The 18111-nt window shown below is 68.8% G+C and carries 13 protein-coding genes; 1 reads left to right on the top strand and 12 read right to left on the bottom strand.

The genetic code is table 11. The features are described 5' to 3' along the window. Nucleotides 1-117: 117 nt before the first annotated feature. The 12 genes from BJ961_RS05555 to BJ961_RS05500 form a co-directional block, all read right to left on the bottom strand. Nucleotides 118-1227, bottom strand: a complete 1110-nt coding sequence (locus tag BJ961_RS05555; RefSeq protein ID WP_271320193.1) for an ABC transporter ATP-binding protein — start codon at nucleotides 1225-1227, stop codon at nucleotides 118-120. After that, a complete protein-coding gene (locus BJ961_RS05550; RefSeq protein ID WP_271320192.1) occupies nucleotides 1220-2203 on the bottom strand; it encodes an ABC transporter ATP-binding protein in 984 nt (327 codons plus the stop codon). The genes BJ961_RS05555 and BJ961_RS05550 overlap by 8 nt, the downstream gene beginning before the upstream one ends. Nucleotides 2204-2211: 8 nt before the next feature. Next, nucleotides 2212-3192 carry an ABC transporter permease gene (locus tag BJ961_RS05545; protein ID WP_271320191.1) on the bottom strand — a complete coding sequence of 327 codons (981 nt, stop codon included), beginning with the start codon at nucleotides 3190-3192 and terminating at the stop codon, nucleotides 2212-2214. Continuing rightward, complete coding sequence (locus BJ961_RS05540) at nucleotides 3185-4108, bottom strand: ABC transporter permease (RefSeq protein WP_271320190.1); 924 nt, start codon at nucleotides 4106-4108, stop codon at nucleotides 3185-3187. The genes BJ961_RS05545 and BJ961_RS05540 overlap by 8 nt, the downstream gene beginning before the upstream one ends. Before the next feature lie 15 nt (nucleotides 4109-4123). Then, nucleotides 4124-5752, bottom strand: coding sequence for a peptide ABC transporter substrate-binding protein (locus BJ961_RS05535; protein WP_271320189.1), 1629 nt, complete (start codon nucleotides 5750-5752; stop codon nucleotides 4124-4126). Between the two features lie 190 nt (nucleotides 5753-5942). Then, nucleotides 5943-7085: an ABC transporter ATP-binding protein gene (locus BJ961_RS05530; RefSeq protein WP_271320188.1), complete on the bottom strand. Its 1143-nt coding sequence runs from the start codon at nucleotides 7083-7085 to the stop codon at nucleotides 5943-5945. A gap of 27 nt (nucleotides 7086-7112) precedes the next feature. Beyond that, entirely contained in the window at nucleotides 7113-8174 is a 1062-nt protein-coding gene (locus tag BJ961_RS05525) for an ABC transporter ATP-binding protein (protein ID WP_271320187.1), read from the bottom strand. A 10-nt stretch (nucleotides 8175-8184) separates the two neighbouring features. After that, nucleotides 8185-9162 (bottom strand): ABC transporter permease, encoded by a 978-nt coding sequence (locus tag BJ961_RS05520; protein WP_271320186.1) that lies wholly within the window; start codon nucleotides 9160-9162, stop codon nucleotides 8185-8187. Between the two features lie 114 nt (nucleotides 9163-9276). Beyond that, nucleotides 9277-11079 carry an ABC transporter substrate-binding protein gene (locus BJ961_RS05515; protein ID WP_271320185.1) on the bottom strand — a complete coding sequence of 601 codons (1803 nt, stop codon included), beginning with the start codon at nucleotides 11077-11079 and terminating at the stop codon, nucleotides 9277-9279. Between the two features lie 113 nt (nucleotides 11080-11192). Next, nucleotides 11193-12224: an ABC transporter permease gene (locus BJ961_RS05510; RefSeq protein WP_271320184.1), complete on the bottom strand. Its 1032-nt coding sequence runs from the start codon at nucleotides 12222-12224 to the stop codon at nucleotides 11193-11195. 908 nt (nucleotides 12225-13132) lie between these two features. Further along, nucleotides 13133-15049: a translational GTPase TypA gene (typA, locus tag BJ961_RS05505; protein WP_271320183.1), complete on the bottom strand. Its 1917-nt coding sequence runs from the start codon at nucleotides 15047-15049 to the stop codon at nucleotides 13133-13135. Between the two features lie 175 nt (nucleotides 15050-15224). Then, nucleotides 15225-17471, bottom strand: a complete 2247-nt coding sequence (locus tag BJ961_RS05500; RefSeq protein WP_271320182.1) for an ABC transporter family substrate-binding protein — start codon at nucleotides 17469-17471, stop codon at nucleotides 15225-15227. Between the two features lie 355 nt (nucleotides 17472-17826). Between BJ961_RS05500 and BJ961_RS05495 the strand changes: the two genes are divergently transcribed. After that, the gene (locus BJ961_RS05495; RefSeq protein WP_271320181.1) at nucleotides 17827-18111 is read left to right on the top strand and encodes a hypothetical protein; all 285 of its coding nucleotides are present in this window, start codon (nucleotides 17827-17829) and stop codon (nucleotides 18109-18111) included.

The raw sequence follows: 18111 nt of genomic DNA, 5'->3' as shown, positions 1-18111 counted from the left end.
TCTTTCATGGAGCGGCTGACCAGAAGCGAACTCGCGCTCTGAACTTGGGAAGCTCTGGCCCTGCGCATGCGCGTGCACAACGGTCGGCTGCGCCTCGCCCCGGCCCGCCCCGCCGTGTCATCCACTCTCACCGTCCTCCCGGTGCGAACCGCGCCGACCGTGCGCGTCATGGGGGCCCCGCGGTGCGGCCTCCTCGGGCGGCACCACCTGCTTCTCCTCCGCGAAGTGGCACGCCGAGTCGTGGGCGGCGGGCCCGGAGACCGACCGGAACTCGGCGGGGACCGCGAGGGCCGGGACCTCCAGCGCGCACCGCTCCCGCGCCTTCCAGCAGCGGGTGCGGAAGCGGCAGCCGGAGGGGATGTTGGTCGGGGAGGGGACGTCCCCGGCGAGGATGATCCGCTCGCGGCGCTCCCGCGCCTCCGGGTCGGGCACCGGCACGGCGGACAGCAGTGCCTGGGTGTAGGGGTGGGTGGGATGGTCGTAGATCTCCGCGTCCCGGCCCGTCTCGACGATGCGGCCCAGGTACATCACGCCGACCCGGTCCGAGATGTGCCGGACGATCGAGAGGTCGTGGGCGATGAAGATGTAGGAGAGGTCGAACTCGTCCTGGAGGCGGCCCATCAGGTTGATCACCTGGGCCTGCACCGAGACGTCGAGGGCGGAGACCGGCTCGTCGGCGACGATGATCTCCGGGCGCAGCGCGAGGCCCCGCGCGATGCCGATGCGCTGGCGCTGGCCGCCGGAGAACTGGTGCGGGTAGCGGTTGATGTACTCCGGGTTCAGACCCACCACGTCCAGCAGGTGCTGGACCCGTGTGCGCCGCTCGCCCTTCGGCGCCACCTCGGGGTGGATGTCGTACGCCTCGCCGATGATGTCGCCCACGGTCATGCGCGGGTTGAGGGAGGTGTAGGGGTCCTGGAAGACCATCTGGATGTTGCGGCGTACGGACCTCAGGGCCTTGCCCGACAGGCGGCTGATGTCCTCGCCCTTGTAGCGGATCTCGCCGGCCGTCGGCTTCTCCAGGCTGACCAGCATCTTGGCGACCGTGGACTTGCCGCAGCCGGACTCGCCGACGATGCCGAGGGTTTCGCCGCGGGCGAGTTCGAAGTCGACGCCGTCGACGGCCTTGACCGCGCCGACCTGCTTCTTGAAGAGGATGCCGGAGGTCAGCGGGTAGTGCTTGACCAGCCCGCTGACCTCGAGGATCGGCTCGGTGGTCTCAGGCATGCAGGCACTCCCTCCAGAAGTGGCAGGCGCTGCCCCGCTCCGCGTCGGACTCCGTGACGTCGTACAGCGGGGGCACGTCGGTGCGGCAGACGTCCTGGGCCATCGGGCAGCGGGGATGGAAGGCGCAGCCGGGCGGGATGCGGGTGAGGTTGGGCGGCAGGCCCTTGATGGCGTAGAGCTCCTGGCCCTTCTGGTCCAGGCGCGGGATCGACTCCAGCAGGCCGCGGGTGTAGGGGTGGGCCGGGGCCTTGTAGATGTCGTGGACGGGTGCCGTCTCCACGATGCGGCCCGCGTACATGACGGCGATCTTGTCGGCGACGTCGGCGACCACGCCGAGGTCGTGGGTGATGAGGATCAGACCCATCCGCAGCTCGCGTTGCAGTTCCGCGAGCAGGTCCATGACCTGGGCCTGGACGGTGACGTCGAGGGCGGTCGTCGGTTCGTCGGCGATGATCAGCTTGGGTTCCAGGGCCATCGCCATGGCGATCATGATGCGTTGGCGCATGCCGCCGGAGAACTGGTGCGGGTACTGCCGCACCCGCTCTCTCGCGGCCGGGATGCGGACCCGGTCCATCAGCTCGACGGCCTTGGCGTGGGCGTCCTTGCGGGACATGCCGCGGTGCACGGTGAACATCTCGGCGAGCTGGGCGCCGACGGTCAGGACGGGGTTCAGCGAGGACAGCGCGTCCTGGAAGATCATCGCCATCTCGGCGCCGCGGACCTTCCGGCGTTCGTCCTCCTTCAGTTTCAGCAGGTCCCGGCCCTCGAAGAGGATCTCTCCGGCGGTGACCCTGCCCGGCGGGACGTCGAGGATGCCCATGATGGTCTGGGCGGTGACGGACTTGCCGGATCCGGACTCGCCGAGTACCGCGAGGGTCTCGCCCGCGTCCACGCCGTAGCTGACGCCGTTGACGGCCTTGGCGACGCCGTCGCGGGTGTGGAACTCCACGTGCAGGTCGCGCACTTCGAGCAGCATGCGGCGGCTCACCTCAGCTTCGGGTCGAGGGCGTCGCGCACCGCGTCGCCGAGCATGATGAACGCGAGGACCGTGATGGCGAGCGCGCCGGAGGGCCACAGCAGGGCGTGCGGGGCGTTGCGGACGTAGGGAGCGGCCGCGGAGATGTCGATGCCCCAGGAGACGCTGGGCGGTTTGAGGCCGACGCCGAGGAAGGACAGGGTCGCCTCCAGGGAGATGTACGTGCCGAGCGCGATGGTCGCCACGACGATGACGGGGGCGATCGCGTTGGGTGCGATGTGGCGGAGCAGGAGGCGGGAGTTGGAGGCGCCCAGTGCCCGCGCGGCCTGGACGTAGTCGTTCTGCTTGGCGGTGATGACGGAGCCGCGGGCGATGCGGGAGATCTGCGGCCAGCCGAGCAGCACGATGAAGCCGATGACGGGCCAGACGGTGTTGCTGGTGATGACGGAGAGCAGCACGAGACCGCCGAGGACGACCGGGATGGCGAAGAAGACGTCGGTGATCCGGGAGAGGACCGCGTCCCCGGCACCGCCGAAGAATCCGGCGAGCCCGCCGAGGACGCTGCCGAGGACGGCGACGCCGAGGGTGGCGAGGATGCCGACGGCCACGGAGGTGCGGGCGCCGTAGACGGTGCGGGTGTAGACGTCGCAGCCCTGGCCGTTGAAGCCGAAGGGGTGGCCGGACTGGGAGCCCTCCTGGGCCTTGGCCAGGTCGCAGGTGAGGGGGCTGCCGGAGGCGATCAGGGACGGCCACAGGGAGATGACGATCAGGAAGAGGATCACCAGGGCGGAGATGATGAAGACGGGGTTGCGGCGCAGGTCGTGCCAGGCGTCGGACCAGAGGCTGCGGGGCTTGTCCCGCGGGTCGGCCCCGTCCGGCCCCGGCGGCTGCTCCAGGGTGACCGCCTCGCTGGTGCCGAGGTCCATGGTGCCGCCCATGCCGGTGCCGGCGATGGCGCGTTCGGGCTCGTAGGGCTCCTGGTCAGGCATAGCGGATCCTCGGGTCGAGTACGGCGTACAGGAGGTCGACGACGAGGTTGGCGATCAGGAAGACCAGGACCAGGACGGTGACGAAGCCGACCACGGTCTGGGTGTTCTGGCGCAGGATGCCCTGGTAGAGCTGGTAGCCGACGCCGTGGATGTTGAAGATCCGCTCGGTGACGATGGCGCCGCCCATCAGGGCGCCGATGTCGGTGCCGATGAAGGTGACGACGGGGATGAGGGAGTTGCGCAGCAGGTGCCGGGTGATGACCCGGTGGCGGGGCAGGCCCTTGGCGATGGCGGTGCGGACGTAGTCGGAGCGCCGGTTCTCCGCGATGGAGGTGCGGGTCAGCCGGGTGACGTAGGCCAGGGACACCGAGGCGAGGACCAGGCCGGGGACGATCAGCTCGCCGAAGGCCGCCTCGGAGGAGACGGCCGGGTCGATCCAGCCCCACTTCACGCCGAGCAGCAGCTGGAGCAGCAGGCCGGTGACGAAGGTGGGCACGGAGATGACGACGAGGGTCAGGAGCAGGACCCCGGTGTCGACGGGGCGGCCGCGGCGCAGGCCGGTGACGACGCCGAGGATGATCCCCACGATGATCTCGAAGAGGATCGCGACGACGGTGAGCCGGATGGTGACCGGGAACGCCGTCCCCATCAGTTCGGTGACCGGCTGGCCGTTGAAGGCGGTGCCGAAGTCGCCGGTGAAGACGTTGCCCATGTAGGTGACGTACTGCCGCCACACGGGCTGGTCCAGGCCGAACTCGTGCCGCAGTTGCGCGGCCGTCGCCGGGTCGCACTCCCGGTCGCCGCACAGTCCCGCGATGGGGTCGCCCATCACGTTGACCATCAGGAAGATCAGCAGCGTGGCCCCGATGAAGACCGGGATCATCTGGAGCAGCCGCCGGACGACGTAGCGTCCCATGGAGCCCGCCCCCCTTCAGCCGACCTTGATCTCGTTGTAGACCGGGACGCTGAACGGGTTGAGCTTGACGTTGGAGAGCCGGTCCGAGTAGCCGGCGCTGCCGTTCTGGTACCAGAGCGGGATGGCGGCCATGTTGTCCCGGACGACCTCCTCGGCCTGCTGGAAGAGGCCGACGGCCTTGGCGGTGTCGGTCTCGGCGTTGGCCCGGTCGACGAGGTCGTCGAACTTCTGGTTGGACCACTTGCCGTCGTTGGAGGAGGCGTTGGTGTAGTAGAGCGGCTGGAGGAAGTTCTGGATGAGCGGGTAGTCCATCTGCCAGCCGGCGCGGAAGGGGCCGCTCATCTTCTTGTTGGTGATCTGGTTGCGGAAGTCGGCGAAGGTGCCGACCGGGTTGCCGACGCACGCCTTGTCGTTGCCCAGGGCGTTGTTGATGGAGTTGCAGACGGCGTCGACCCACTGCTTGTGGGAGCCGGTGTCGGCGTTGTACGTGATCTTCACCTGGCCGCCGGGGAGCCCGCCGCCCTCCTTGACCAGCTTCTTCGCCTCGTCCGGGTCGAAGTCGCAGGCGCTGCCGCACAGGCCCGCCTTGTAGCCGCCGTCCTTGCCGAGGACCGGCGAGGTCCAGTCGGTGGCCGGGGTGCGGGTCTGCTGGAAGATCGTGTCGGTGATCTGCTTGCGGTCGATGGCCATGGACAGCCCCGTGCGGACCTTCTCGGAGCCGGACTTGTTCCAGTCGTTGTCGTAGAACGGGAAGGCGAGGGTCTGGATGATGCCGGCCGGGGTGTTGATGTACCGGTCGCCGAGGTCGCTCTTGACGTTCTTGAGCTGGGCGGCGGGCACGTCGTCGACGAGGTCGAGGTTGCCGGCCATCAGGTCGGTGTAGGCGGTGTTGTTGTCCGTGTAGACCTTCAGGTCGACGCCGCCGTTCTGGGCCTTGTCGTCGCCGGGGTAGCCGTCCCACTTGCGCAGGGACATCTGGGAGCCCCGGGTGTAGTTGTCGACCTGGTAGGGGCCGTTGCCGACCGGCTTCTTCAGCCAGGCGTCGTGGTTGTCGAAGAACGCCTTGGGCAGCGGGGCGAAGGCGGCGTAGCCGAGGGTGTCGGGGAAGCTGGAGAACTTCTGGTTGAGCTTGATGGTGAAGGTGCGCGGGCCGGTCACCTTCAGCCCGGAGAGCGTGTCGGCGCTCTGCGAGCCGCTCTCGGGGTGCGCCTTGTCGTAGCCGTCGATGTAGGCGAAGAAGTAGGCGTTGCGCTGGTTGTTCTTCAGGCTCGCGCCGTAGTTCCAGGCGTCCACGAAGGACTGGGCGGTGACCTTCTCGCCGTTGCTGAAGGTCCAGCCGTCCTTGACGGTGACGGTGAAGTTCCGCGAGTCGGACGTCTCGATCTTCTCGGCGAGCATGTTCTTGGCCTCGCCGGTCTCCGGGTCGTACCGCTTCAGCCCGCGGAAGATCATGTCGAGGACCTTGCCGCCCTGCACCTCGTTGGTGTTGGCCGGCTCCAGCGGGTTCTGGGGGTCGCCCCAGGAGGAGCTGAGCACGCCGCCGCCGTTTCCGCCGCTGTCCCCGCCACCGCCCCCGCAGGCGGTCGCCGCGAGGGTGACCGCCACCGCGCAAGCGGCCCATCTGGCGTGCGTGGCTCCGCGCATGGAGTGCCTCCTCGTGCCCTGACTCGTCCGCTGGTCCGTTCCCGGCCAGCTTCGGGGGGCGCACTCCGGGGCGCACATTCGTCCGGTCCGTACGGGTTGCGGGTGTCCGCCGGACGGGTGGGAGAGGTTCGGCGGCATACGGAAGGGCGGCGGCGGGAGAGGTCCTCCCGCCGCCGCCCTTCGCGCCGGTTCAGCTCTTGGAGAGCGCGTCGCCGTCGGCGCCGTCCTCCATGCTCTTCAGGCCCGGGTCCATGACGATGTCCTCGGACCTGGCCTCCGTCGTGGGGTCCTCCGGGAAGTGGCAGGCCGTCAGGTGGCCCTCACGGTTTCCGGAGAGGTGCACGAGCGGCGGCTCCTCGGTGGCGCACTTGTCCTGCGCCTTCCAGCACCGGGTACGGAACCGGCAGCCGGACGGCGGCGAGATCGGCGAGGGCACGTCGCCCTCGAGCCGGATCCGCTCCCGCTTCTCCGCGTCGATGTCCGCGTCCGGCACGGCGGACAGCAGGGCGTGCGTGTACGGGTGGCGGGGCCGGTTGTAGAGCGAGTCGCGGTCCGCGATCTCCACGACCTTGCCCAGGTACATCACCGCGACGCGCTGCGAGAAGTGCCGCACGATCGCCAGGTCGTGCGCGATGAAGACGAACGCGATCCCCATCTCCCGCTGCACCTCCTGCAGCAGGTTCACCACCTGGGCCTGGATCGACACGTCGAGGGCCGAGACCGGCTCGTCGGCGACGATCAGCTTGGGCTGCAGGGCGACGGCACGCGCGACGCCGATGCGCTGGCGCTGGCCGCCGGAGAACTCGTGCGGGAAGCGGTTGTAGTGCTCCGGGTTGAGACCGACGATCTCCAGGAGCTCGCGGACGCGCTTCTCCCGGCCGCCGGGCGGGTTGATCCCGTTGATCTCCATCGGGCCCGAGATGATCGTGCCGACGGTCTGCCGCGGGTTCAGCGACGCGTACGGGTCCTGGAAGATCATCTGGATCTCGGACCTGATCGGCGCCAGCTGCCGCCGGCCCGCGCGGCTGATGTCCTGGCCCTTGTACTCGATCGTGCCCTGGGTGGGCTCGTACAGACGGGTCAGCAGCCGGCCGGTGGTGGACTTGCCGCAGCCGGACTCGCCGACGAGGCCGAGGCTCTCGCCGGGGTAGACCTCGAGGTCGATGCCGTCGACGGCCTTGACGTGGCCGACGGTGCGCTTGATCGGGAAGCCGCCCTTGATCGGGAAGTGCTTCGTCAGGCCGCTGACCTTGAGGAGCGGTGTGCCGTCACCGTCCCGCTGCTGCGGGAAGGAGTCGGCGACCGCTGTGGTCGTGTTGCTCTTGTCGCTCATGGTGATGCCCCAGTCGCCGGTTTCCGCTCAGCCCAGCCGGGGCTGAATCTTGTCGATGAACACCTGCTGCCGCTGGTCTCCCGTCAGGTGGCAGGCGGCGGCGCGTCCCCCTGGCAGCACCGGACGGTCCGCCGAGCAGCGGCCTCCGGAGACCAGGTCGGTGAAGCCGCACCGCGGGTGGAACGCGCAGCCCGAGGGCGGGTTCATCAGCGAGGGCGGCGATCCCGGGATCGGCATCAGCGGCTCGTCGACGTCGGACTTCAGACTCGGCATCGAACCCAGCAGACCCCAGGTGTACGGGTGCTGGGGCGACTTGAGCACCTCGCGGACCGTGCCGCGCTCGACGGCCCGGCCCGCGTACATGACCAGGATGTCGTCGGCCATGTTGCCGACCACACCCAGGTCGTGGGTGATCATGATGATCGCGGAGCCGAACTCCTGCTGGAGGTCCTTGAGCAGGTCGAGGATCTGCGCCTGCACCGTCACGTCGAGCGCCGTGGTGGGCTCGTCGGCGATGAGCAGGTCCGGGTTGCAGGCCAGCGCCATCGCGATCATGGCGCGCTGGCGCATACCGCCGGAGAACTGGTGCGGGTAGTCGTCGACCCGCTGCTTCGGGTGCGGGATGCCGACCTTCTCGAGCAGGTCGATGGCGCGCACCCGGGCGTCCTTCTTGGACGCGCCGTTGTGCTTCATGAACGGCTCGGCGATCTGCCGGCCGACCGTGTAGTACGGCGACAGCGCGGTCAGCGCGTCCTGGAAGATCATCGCCATCTTCTTGCCGCGCAGCTTCTCCAGCTGCTTCTCGCCGGCGTCGGTCAGCTCCTGGCCGTCCAGGGTGATCGAGCCGTCGATGGCGGTCTTGCGGCGGTCGTGCAGGCCGAGGACGGCCAGGTTGGTCACCGACTTGCCGGAGCCGGACTCGCCGACGATGCCGAGGGTCTTGCCTCGCTCCAGGTCGAAGGAGAGACCGTCCACCGCCTTGACGACGCCGCCCTCGGTGGAGAAGTGGACCTTGAGGTCGCGCACCGAGAGAAACGCGTCCCCCGCGGCGGCGGCCGGGGCCTCTTCGGGCTTGGTCTGAGTGGTCACGGTGGTTCTCCTAGGACAGGCGCACGCGCGGGTCGATGACGGCGTACAGGGCGTCCACGATCAGGTTGAAGACGATGATGAGCGCGGCACTGACGAGCATGACGCCCATCAGCATCGGCAGGTCCTTGTTGGTGACGGAGTCCAGCGCGAGCCGGCCGATCCCGGCCAGGCCGAACGTCATCTCGGTCACCATGCCGCCGCCCATCAGCGCGGACAGGTCGATACCGAGGATGGTGACGATGGGGACGAGCGAGCCGCGCCATGCGTAGCGGAAGAACGTGTAGTTGCCCGACATGCCCTTGGCCCGGGCCGCCTTCACATGCTCTTCCTGAAGCTGCTCGATCATCGAGGAGCGGCTCATACGCGTGTAGTTGGCGGTGAAGATGGTCGCCATGACGATCCAGGGGATCAGCAGACCGGCGAACCAGCCGGCGGCATCCTCGGAGATCGGCACGTACTTCGGCTTCTCCAGCCAACCGGTGCTGTAGACCACGGCGAGCAGCACGAGCGGGCCGAGGAAGTAGATCTGCAGGGAGCTGACGACCAGCGAGCCGGAGCTGAAGACCTTGTCGATCCAGGTGCCGCGGTTCTTGGCGGCGATCAGGCCGGCGCCGAGACCGAGGACGAGGAAGACGACCAGCGAGCCGACGGTCAGCGAGACGGTCAGCGGGAAGCGGTCGAGGATCGTGTCCCAGACGTTCTGGTCGTTGGCGAAGGAGACACCGAAGCAGGGGGCGTCGCAGTGGCCGACGGCGAAGTCACGGCCGGTGAAGATGCCGGACAGGAAGTGCCAGTACTGGACGGTGACCGGCTGGTCGAGGCCCAGGTTCTTGTGGATGATCTCCAGCGCGTCCGGAGTGCAGTTCTTGCCACAGGCCAGCATGGCCGGGTCCTGCGGGATCGCGAAGAACATGAAGAAGGTGAAGGCGCTGATCAACACCAGGATCAGGACCGCGCCGAAGGACCGGCGAATGAGGAATTGAAGCATGGCAGACAGCTGCTCTCAGGACTGCGGCAGTCGGATGGGGAGGTCTGGTGGGGATCCGGGCCCGGTGGTGGGCGCTCCGCCGCGCGCCCACCACCGGTTTCCCGACCGGACGGACTACTTCTTGAGGAAGACCCGGGTCACGTCCACGTAGCTCGAGTCGGAGCTGTAGCGGATGCCACCGATGTTCGAACCGAAGATCTGGAAGACCTTGGTGTAGTAGATCGGGGCGGCCGGGTTGACTTCCTTGGAGATGTACTCGCTCAGCTCGGCCCACGCCTTGGTGGCCTCGGCCGTGTCGGTGATCTTCTGGATGCGCTTGATCTCCGAGTTGACGTGCTCGTCGTTGATGTGCGAGTAGTTCGACGCGCCGTCCTGGATCTGCGTGCCGTCGTACACCGGCGGGATGACCGTGGAGGCGGACGGCCAGTCCTGGCCCCAGCCGGTCATGTACAGGTCGTAGCCGTTCTTGACCTTGCCGACCTGCTCGTACCAGGTGGCGGAGTCGATCTCCTTCTTCTGGATGTCCAGACCGATCTTCTCCAGCGCGTCGGCGATCAGGACGGCCTGCTGCTGACGGGTCGGCGTGTTGCCGTAGGCGTAGACGAGGCTCTTGCCCTCGAAGCCGCCTTCCTTGATCAGCTTCTTGGCGGCCTCGATGTCGCCGTTCGGCTTCTTGAGGCGGTTGAACGGGTCGAATTCACCGTCGTAGCCCGGGGTCGTGGGCGACATCAGCGAGTTGGCGACCTCACCGCCGTAGGCACCACCGTCGGCCTTGAAGACCGAGGCGGAGGGCAGCGCCAGGGTGATCGCGTCACGGAGCTTCTTGTCCTTGACGCGGTCCAGGTTGAAGTTGAGCTGCCACACGTAGGGGGCGTAGCCCTGGATCGTGCGGTTCTGCATCGCCTGCTTGTCGCCGACGACCTTCTGGAGCTGGGTGGTGGCGACCTGGCCCGTGAACATCATGGCGTTCTTGGCGCCACCCTGGTCGGCGAGGAGGGTCTTGGTCTGGTCCTCGTCGTCGTGGTTCATCTCGATGTTGAAGCCGTCGACGTACTGGTGGCGCACCGAGTCGGACTTGGGGTCCCACTGGGTGTTCTTGACCAGCTTCATGGACTTGCCGGGCTTGAACTCCGCGATCTTGTACGGACCGACGGCGACGGGCGCCGAGTCGTACTTCGCCTTGGTGTCCGTCTCCTCCGGGACGAGGCTGTAACCGGGCATGGTCAGCATCTGCGGGAGGTCGGGGCGGGCGTCCTTGAAGTGGAAGACGATCGTCTTGTCGTCCGGCGTCTCCAGGACGGAGTCGGGCAGGTGCTTGCCCTTGTCCGGGCCCGCGTAGGCGTCGCGGTAGGTGGTGCCCTCACCGGACAGCCACTGCTGCAGGTAGGTCGGGCCGTCGGTGATGTAGGTCGAGTACAGGCGCTCGACCGTGTTGCGGAAGTCCGCCGAGTTGATCGGGTTCCCGTTCGCGTCCTTCAAGTTGTCCTTGAGGGTGTACGTCCAGGTCTTGCCGCCGTCGGACTGCTTGCCGGCGTCGGTGGCGAGGTCGCCCACGACGGTCAGGTTGCCGTTCTCGTCCTCGTCGTACTGGGTCAGGCCGCGGAAGATCAGGCGGCTGAGCAGCTTGCCGTCCGAGACGTAGATCTGGCCCGGGTCCAGGTGGGAGAAGTCCGCCTCCTGGTAGACGGTCGCGACGCCGCCGGGCTTGGCACCCGGGACCTCGGGGGCCGGGCCGGTGGACGCCTGCGCGTCGCCGATCTGGACCGGCTTCGACTGCGACTTGGCGTCTTCCTTCTTCTTGCTGTTGTCCTTGGCGGAGCTGTCGCTGTCGCCACCACCGCAGGCGGTGAGGGTCAGGGCGCCGGCGGCGACCGCGACTATCGCGGCCGTCGCGGTGCGGTTACGGAGAATGCTCATAGGGACGAATCCACCTGCCTGTGAGTAGTGAAGCACTGCTGGTACGTGGCCGGGACCGGGAGCTGAGCGGCGCCGGACCGGCCGGGCGAGGACGTGGGGGGTTCCCCTGGGCCTCAGCGGTTTCCCTTGGGGTCGAAGGCGTCCCGCACGGAGTCACCGAGGAGGTTGAAGGCCACGATGAAGATCACCATGGCGATTCCGGGGAAGAGCATGTAGTACGGGTCCTGCTCGACGATGTTGGCGCCGATGGAGAACATGCGTCCCCAGTCCGGTGTGGGCTCGACGTAGCCCACACCCACGAAGGACAGGAACGCGATGCTGAGGATGGTGCTCGGCAGCGTCAGCGTCGCCTGTACCAGCGTCGGAGTGACGATGTTGGGCAGCAGTTCCTTGCGGAGGATGCGCCAGGGCGAGGCACCGGAGATGCGGGCCGCCTCGATGAACTCCCGGTCGCGCAGGGACAGCGTGGCACCGCGGACGATGCGGGCCATGCTCATCCAGCCCAGGAAGGACAGCACGATGATGATCGCGGAGGCGCGCACGTAGGTGGGCGTCTCCTTGTCCGGGGCGACGAACACCGTGGTGATGACGGGCATCGCGGCGACGAAGAAGAGCTGGCTGGGCAGGGCCATGAAGAAGTCGGTGATCCGGCCGAGCCAGTAGTCGATCTTCCCGCCGAAGTAGCCGCCGGCGAGGCCGATCAGGACGCCCAGCACCGTCATGATGATGGTCGCCGCCAGCGCGGTGGCCATCGAGTTGCGCATGCCGTACAGCAGCTGGGTGAACACGTCGCGGCCCAGGCCCGGTTCGATGCCGAACCAGAAGTCGCCGTCGATGCCGCCGTACGGCGCGGCGGGCATGGTGAACATGTCCAGGAGGTCGGGGTTGTCCTGCCCGTACAGCGTGTACGGGTTCTTGCCGTAGATCTTCGAGATCAGCGGCGCCGCCGCCGCGACCACGAAGAAGAACAGGACGACGAAGGCAGAGATCACACCGGCCCGGTCGCGCTTGAAGCGCGCCCACATCAACTGGCCGGGCTTGCGCCCTTCCGGCTCCTTGGGCTTCGGGGCGTCACCTTGCGGCGCGCTCTCTTTGTCCAAGACGGAAGAGGCTTCAGCACCCTCAATCTCGATTGGACTCGTCATGATTCGTCCATTTCACAGGTAGGAGGTCGTCGGGAGTGCACGGGGCCGACGGCCTTCGCACGGCGTACGTCATGCGCAGCGCGCGAGGGGAACAAAGACGGAGGGGCGGCACGGCCCCCGGAGAACCCTGGCTCGCGGTCGGCGGCTACCGACCGGCGGCACACGACGTCAAGGAAGTTCGCGACGCCGGGCCGCTGCCGCATCAACCGTGACGGCACTGAACGCACCCGCGGGGCCTACACCTGCCATCGGGGACGATGCGACCCATATGGCGCTTGTGGCACCTCGCATGGGTTCCTCCTCATGAATCCGCTGGTTCACCGCAAAGAGGAACACGCGACACATCTCGGCCATGGACCGGTGATGAGATCGTCGGGCGTCCTCACGCTCGCGAGCCTGCGCCCCGTCAGCGCGTGACCCGTTTATCCGAGCTCTACGCGCCTAACTATCTGCCATCCTCCGGGGAACGAACCACAGGTTCGAGGTCTCGGTTCGATCACAGATAGGGGCCAGATCTTTCAAAATCCGGACAAAGGGTTTGGTACGAGATCGCTGCGAAACGGACTTGTTACACATCTAACGGAGGTGACCGTCCGTATAGCGGACGTCCGCTCGGTGGAAATTGATTGCGCGTAACGTGCGGTGGGTGCAAGCTGACCCACAGGTATGTCTCGCGCCGGGAACACCCGTCGACACCGCCCGCCGAGCCCCCGGACGCGGCGGTACGTCGGCGCTCGGGGCGGAGTGCTTTCGCGCAGGTTAGTGCGGACCGGCCCGCCCGGCGGGGGCCCGCGGGGAAATCTAGGGTTTTCCCTATGCCGGCGCGGAACGCCGGACGCCGAACGCCGACGGCACCGAACCCCACGTGATCCGTGGCGTCCGGTGCCGTTCGTCGTGCGAGGGGCGGGTCAGCCGTGCTTGGCGCGGCTCGCGGCGCGGGCGCGCTCGCGGCCGTCCAGGTTCACCTTGCGGATACGGACGGCCTCCGGGGTCACCTCGACGCACTCGTCGTCGCGGCAGAACTCCAGCGACTGCTCCAGCGAGAGCTTGCGCGGCGGGACGATCGCCTCGAAGGAGTCGGCCGAGGACGACCGCATGTTGGTGAGCTTCTTCTCCTTGGTGATGTTGACGTCCATGTCGTCGGCGCGGGAGTTCTCGCCGACGATCATGCCCTCGTACACCTCGGTGCCGGGGTCCGTGAACAGGACGCCGCGCTCCTGGAGGTTGGTCATCGCGAACGCGGTGACGGCACCGGAGCGGTCGGCGACCAGCGAACCGTTGTTGCGGGTCGTGAGGGTGCCGAACCAGGGCTCGTGGCCCTCGTGGATGGAGTGCGCGATGCCGGTGCCGCGGGTCTGGGTGAGGAACTCCGTCCGGAATCCGATCAGGCCGCGCGAGGGGACCACGAACTCCATGCGGACCCAGCCGGAACCGTGGTTGGACATGTTGTCCATCCGGCCCTTGCGCACGCCCATCAGCTGCGTGACCGCGCCCATGTGCTCCTCGGGCACGTCGATCGTCATGCGCTCGACGGGCTCGTACGTCTTGCCCTCGACCTCCTTGGTGACGACCTGCGGCTTGCCGATGGTCAGCTCGAAGCCCTCGCGGCGCATCTGCTCGACCAGGATGGCCAGCGCCAGCTCGCCGCGGCCCTGCACCTCCCAGGCGTCCGGGCGCTCGGTGTCCAGGACGCGGAGCGAGACGTTGCCGATCAGCTCGCGGTCCAGGCGGTCCTTGACCTGGCGGGCGGTGACCTTGCGGTCCTTGACGACCGCCTTGTTGTCGGCGCCCTTGCCGGTGGCGCCGCGGCCGACCAGCGGGGAGGTGTTGGTGCCGATGGTCATGGAGATCGCGGGCTCGTCGACCGTGATCAGCGGCAGCGGGACCGGGTTCTCCTGGTCGGCCAGGGTTTCGCCGATCATGATCTCCGGGATGCCGGCGACCGCGCAGATGTCACCGGGGCCGGCCTTCTCGGCGGGCTTGCGGGTGAGCGCCTCGGTCATCATCAGCTCGGAGATCCGCACGTTCTGCACGGAGCCGTCGCGCTTCATCCAGGCGACGGTCTGGCCCTTCTTCAGCTCGCCCTGGTGGACGCGCAGCAGGGCGATACGGCCGAGGAAGTTGTCGGCGTCCAGGTTGGTGACGTGGGCCTGGAGGGGGGCGTCCTCGTCGTAGGTCGGCGCCGGGATGTAGTCCAGGATCGTCGAGAAGAACGGCTCCAGGCTGGTGGAGTCGGAGGGGACCGTGCCGTCGTCGGGCTTGGTGAGGGAGGCGACGCCGTCCCGGCCGCACGCGTAGACGATCGGGAACTCGATCTGCTCCTCGTCGGCGTCCAGGTCGAGGAAGAGGTCGTACGTCTCGTTGACGACCTCGTCGATCCGGGCGTCGGGACGGTCCGTCTTGTTGATGCAGAGGATGATCGGCAGCCGCTGGCTGAGCGCCTTGCGCAGCACGAACCGGGTCTGCGGCAGCGGGCCCTCGGAGGCGTCCACCAGCAGGACGACGCCGTCGACCATCGACAGACCGCGCTCGACCTCGCCACCGAAGTCGGCGTGGCCGGGGGTGTCGATGATGTTGATCGTGATCGGGTCCCCGCCGGCCTTCGGGTGGTACTTCACCGCGGTGTTCTTGGCCAGGATCGTGATGCCCTTCTCACGCTCCAGGTCGTTCGAGTCCATCATGCGGTCGTCGACGGAGTCGAGCTGGTGCGCGGCGAAGGCGCCGGCCTGCTTGAGCATTCCGTCGACGATCGTGGTCTTGCCGTGGTCGACGTGGGCAACGATGGCGACGTTGCGGATGTCGTGACGCGTTGCAGACGCGGTCATATGAGGCGTACTCCCGGAGGGTGTGAGGACGGCCCTCGCGGACGTCCGTGTCACGCGGGCCTGCCGGGCGGTACATGCCACGGCCTCACCCAATGGTACGGGGCCCCGGGGACTGCGGCTTGCCGGGTGCGGCCCGCCCGGACCCGGCAAGCCGTGTCCGGGCAGGTCGGGAGGGTCAGGACGAGGGCGAGGCGGAGGGCCTGGAGCCCTGGGCGCCCTTCTTGAGGAAGCCCATGTCCTCGTACACCGGCGTCTCGAAGCCGAAGGCTCCCGCGTTGGCCAGGCTCTTGCGCGCCACCATCAGCTGCGGGCGCTGGTAGAGCGGGACGGAACCGGCCGCCGCCCAGATCCGCGAGTCGGCCTTGCGCAGCAGGTCCCGGGACTCCTTCTGGTCCAGGGTGGCCATGGCCCGGTCGAAGAGCTGGTCGACCTGGTCGGTGCCGACCCTGGTGTAGTTCTGCGCGACGTTCAGGGAGCCGTCGGCGGCGGGGACGGGCTTGGCGTAGATGGGGCGGGCGTCGGTGGCGGGGAAGGCGGAGGCGGGCCAGGAGTAGAGCGCCAGGTCGTACTCGCCGGAGGCGATGTGGTCCTTGAAGTAGCTCTCGTCCGGCACCTTCGTGATGTCGGTGGTGATGCCGATCTTCTTCAGCATGCCCGTGATGCGGTCCGCCACGGTGCGCAGCGTCTCGGAGCCGGGGCCGGAGGGGAGCACGAAGCGCAGCGTGAGCGCCTTGCCGTCCTTGGCGAGGGGGGCCGCCGCCGACCCGGCCGGGGCCGCGGTGCCCTTGGGGGCGTAGGCGCCGGGTGCGCCGCCCTGCGCGGTGTTCTTGCCGCTGCTGTGCTTCTCGCCGCTCTCCTGGTCGGCGCCGTCCTTGCCGTCCTCGGCGCCGCCGTCGTTCTTGTCGTCCTCGCCGACGATGTACGTGCCCTCGTCGCCGCCCTCGGACTTCTTCTCGTCCTTGTCGTCCTCGTCCTTCTCGGCGCCGGCCGCCTTCTCGCCCTTCTCGGCCTTCTTCACCGGGCCGCCGGGAACCCAGCCGGCGTCGGCCAGCAGGGCCCGGGCCTCCTTGGCGTTCTGCTCGCCGAGTGCGCCGCTGCCGTCGGCGTAGGCGGGCTGGCCGGCGAGCGCGAGGTGGCTGCCCACGGGCTCGGCGGGCAGACCCAGCGGCCCCAGGACCGCCTCGGCCAGCTTCCCGCGGTCCAGGGCGCGGGCGACGGCGCGGCGGACGCGTTCGTCGGCGAGGGGGCCGTCGGCGCCGTTGAGGGCGAGCTGGGTGTAGGCGGGCTCCAGCGACTTGCGGACCTCGAAGCCGCTCAGTGCCTTCTGCCTGCGCTGGGCCTTCGCCTCGGCCTTGCGCCGCTTCTCGCGCGCGAGGACCTCCTCCTCGGCGGCCTCCTCGTCGGAGCCGTTGGCGACGGCCCAGGAGCGCAGCGCCTGTGCGGCGGACCTGCCCTGCGGCGCCTGCGCCGGTGCGCCGCCCGAGCCCGCGGCGGGGGTGCCCTCGGGGCCCATGACCGGGGCGCCGGTGGCGGGGCCCGGGGGTGCGGCGGCCAGGGTGACCTCGTCGGCGGTCTCCGGGTCGATCTCCGCCAGGTCGAGCTTGCCGGCGACCAGTTCGGAGACCCGTTCGTCGCGGGGCACGGCGCGCAGCTCGATCCGGTCCAGCTTCGCCGGCTCGCCCCACCAGCGGGGGTTGCCGGTGAGGACGACCCGGTCGTCCTTGGTGTCGACCTTCTTGACGGCGAAGGGTCCCGCGGTGACCTTGAGCGCCCGGCGCGCGCCGTCGTTGAAGGCGTCGGGGGTGCCCATGACGTCCTTCGGGTACAGGGGCGTGAACAGGGCCTTCCAGTCGGCGTAGGGCCGGCTGAAGGTGACCTTGACCTCCAGGTCGTTCGCCCCGCGCTCGATCTTCTCGATGCGGTCGTAGCCCGCGTTGCGGGCGGTCCAGTAAGCGCTGTCCTTGCCGGACAGGGCACGCCACTGGGCGGCGAAGTCCGCGGCGCCGATCTCCCGGCCGTCGCTCCAGACGGCCTGCTGGTTCAGCTTGTAGACGACGACCTGCTTGGGCTCGGTGTCGACGACCTCGGCGGACTCCAGGTAGTCGGCGTCGCGCACCGCCCGGCCGGTCTCGTCCGTCCGGTACATCGCGGGCAGCACGGCCTGCGCGACGCGGGTGGTGGTGGCGTCGGCGTCCGACTGGAAGGCGTTCAGCGTCTCCGGCACCGAGTCCACGGCCCAGCGCAGGGTGCCGCCGTCGGAGATCCGGGCGCGGGCCGCGGCGGCGACGTCCTGCTCGGCGAGCGGCTTGCCCGACGAGTCCTCGGAGGTGCAGCCGGCCAGCGCGGGGACCGCGAGGGCCCCCGCGGTGAGGAAGGCGACCGAGCGCATGAGCGCGCGCGGTCCGACGCCGACGTGGGACATCTCTGCTACCTCCGGAAGGCCGCGGCCGTGGTGATCGCTCGTGGCGGCATATGCGCGATACGAAGCGATACGCCGTATTTGCGGTATTCAAGTTGATCATTTGTATCCGGACGAGGGATGCGGCCACTGAAGAGGAAACGGTTCGGCGACGCGGGGAGACACGGCGACGGCGGTGTGCAACGCCACCCGTGCGGCGCAACGCCACCCGCGGTGCACCGACGCGCCCCGGCCAATCGCCGCACATCCCTTCCCAGCGACTGGTGTGACGCGCGACACTCGCAGGCGCATGAACGTCGCCACCCGGGACCGGCCCCTGCCGTGTCCGCGCCCTGTCCGGCGGAAGTGAGGTCACGTCATGTCCGTGCACGACGACCTGTCATCGGTGCAGCGCAGCCTGGACGAGCTGGCCCGGGCGGTGACCCGGCTGGAGAGGCAGCTGGGCCCCGGCGGCCTGGAGGTCCGCAGGGTCCGCACCGACGCCGACCACCTGCGCGAGAGCGTGGCCCTGCTGCGGGCAGCGGCACCGGACGCGCCCAGGCGCCCGGACCTCGTCCCGATCCCCGACACGCCGTACGACGGCTCGCTGTGGACGGACTCGGACGACGAGGGCCTCGGCGCCCGCGACCGCCGCGCCCCCTAG

Source organism: Streptomyces lienomycini (assembly GCF_027947595.1).
Lineage (GTDB): Bacteria > Actinomycetota > Actinomycetes > Streptomycetales > Streptomycetaceae > Streptomyces > Streptomyces lienomycini.
This window is presented reverse-complemented; position numbering and strand designations above follow the sequence as displayed.

Excerpts from the sequence above, each read along its gene's own strand:
- BJ961_RS05530 (WP_271320188.1), bottom strand. The coding sequence starts at position 7,085 with ATGAGCGACAAGAGCAACACGACCACAGCGGTCGCCGACTCCTTCCCG.
- BJ961_RS05495 (WP_271320181.1), top strand. The coding sequence starts at position 17,827 with ATGTCCGTGCACGACGACCTGTCATCGGTGCAGCGCAGCCTGGACGAG.
- BJ961_RS05510 (WP_271320184.1), bottom strand. The coding sequence starts at position 12,224 with ATGACGAGTCCAATCGAGATTGAGGGTGCTGAAGCCTCTTCCGTCTTG.
- BJ961_RS05545 (WP_271320191.1), bottom strand. The coding sequence starts at position 3,192 with ATGCCTGACCAGGAGCCCTACGAGCCCGAACGCGCCATCGCCGGCACC.
- BJ961_RS05550 (WP_271320192.1), bottom strand. The coding sequence starts at position 2,203 with ATGCTGCTCGAAGTGCGCGACCTGCACGTGGAGTTCCACACCCGCGAC.
- BJ961_RS05520 (WP_271320186.1), bottom strand. The coding sequence starts at position 9,162 with ATGCTTCAATTCCTCATTCGCCGGTCCTTCGGCGCGGTCCTGATCCTG.
- BJ961_RS05555 (WP_271320193.1), bottom strand. The coding sequence starts at position 1,227 with ATGCCTGAGACCACCGAGCCGATCCTCGAGGTCAGCGGGCTGGTCAAG.
- BJ961_RS05515 (WP_271320185.1), bottom strand. The coding sequence starts at position 11,079 with ATGAGCATTCTCCGTAACCGCACCGCGACGGCCGCGATAGTCGCGGTC.
- BJ961_RS05535 (WP_271320189.1), bottom strand. The coding sequence starts at position 5,752 with ATGCGCGGAGCCACGCACGCCAGATGGGCCGCTTGCGCGGTGGCGGTC.
- typA (WP_271320183.1), bottom strand. The coding sequence starts at position 15,049 with ATGACCGCGTCTGCAACGCGTCACGACATCCGCAACGTCGCCATCGTT.
- BJ961_RS05540 (WP_271320190.1), bottom strand. The coding sequence starts at position 4,108 with ATGGGACGCTACGTCGTCCGGCGGCTGCTCCAGATGATCCCGGTCTTC.
- BJ961_RS05500 (WP_271320182.1), bottom strand. The coding sequence starts at position 17,471 with ATGTCCCACGTCGGCGTCGGACCGCGCGCGCTCATGCGCTCGGTCGCC.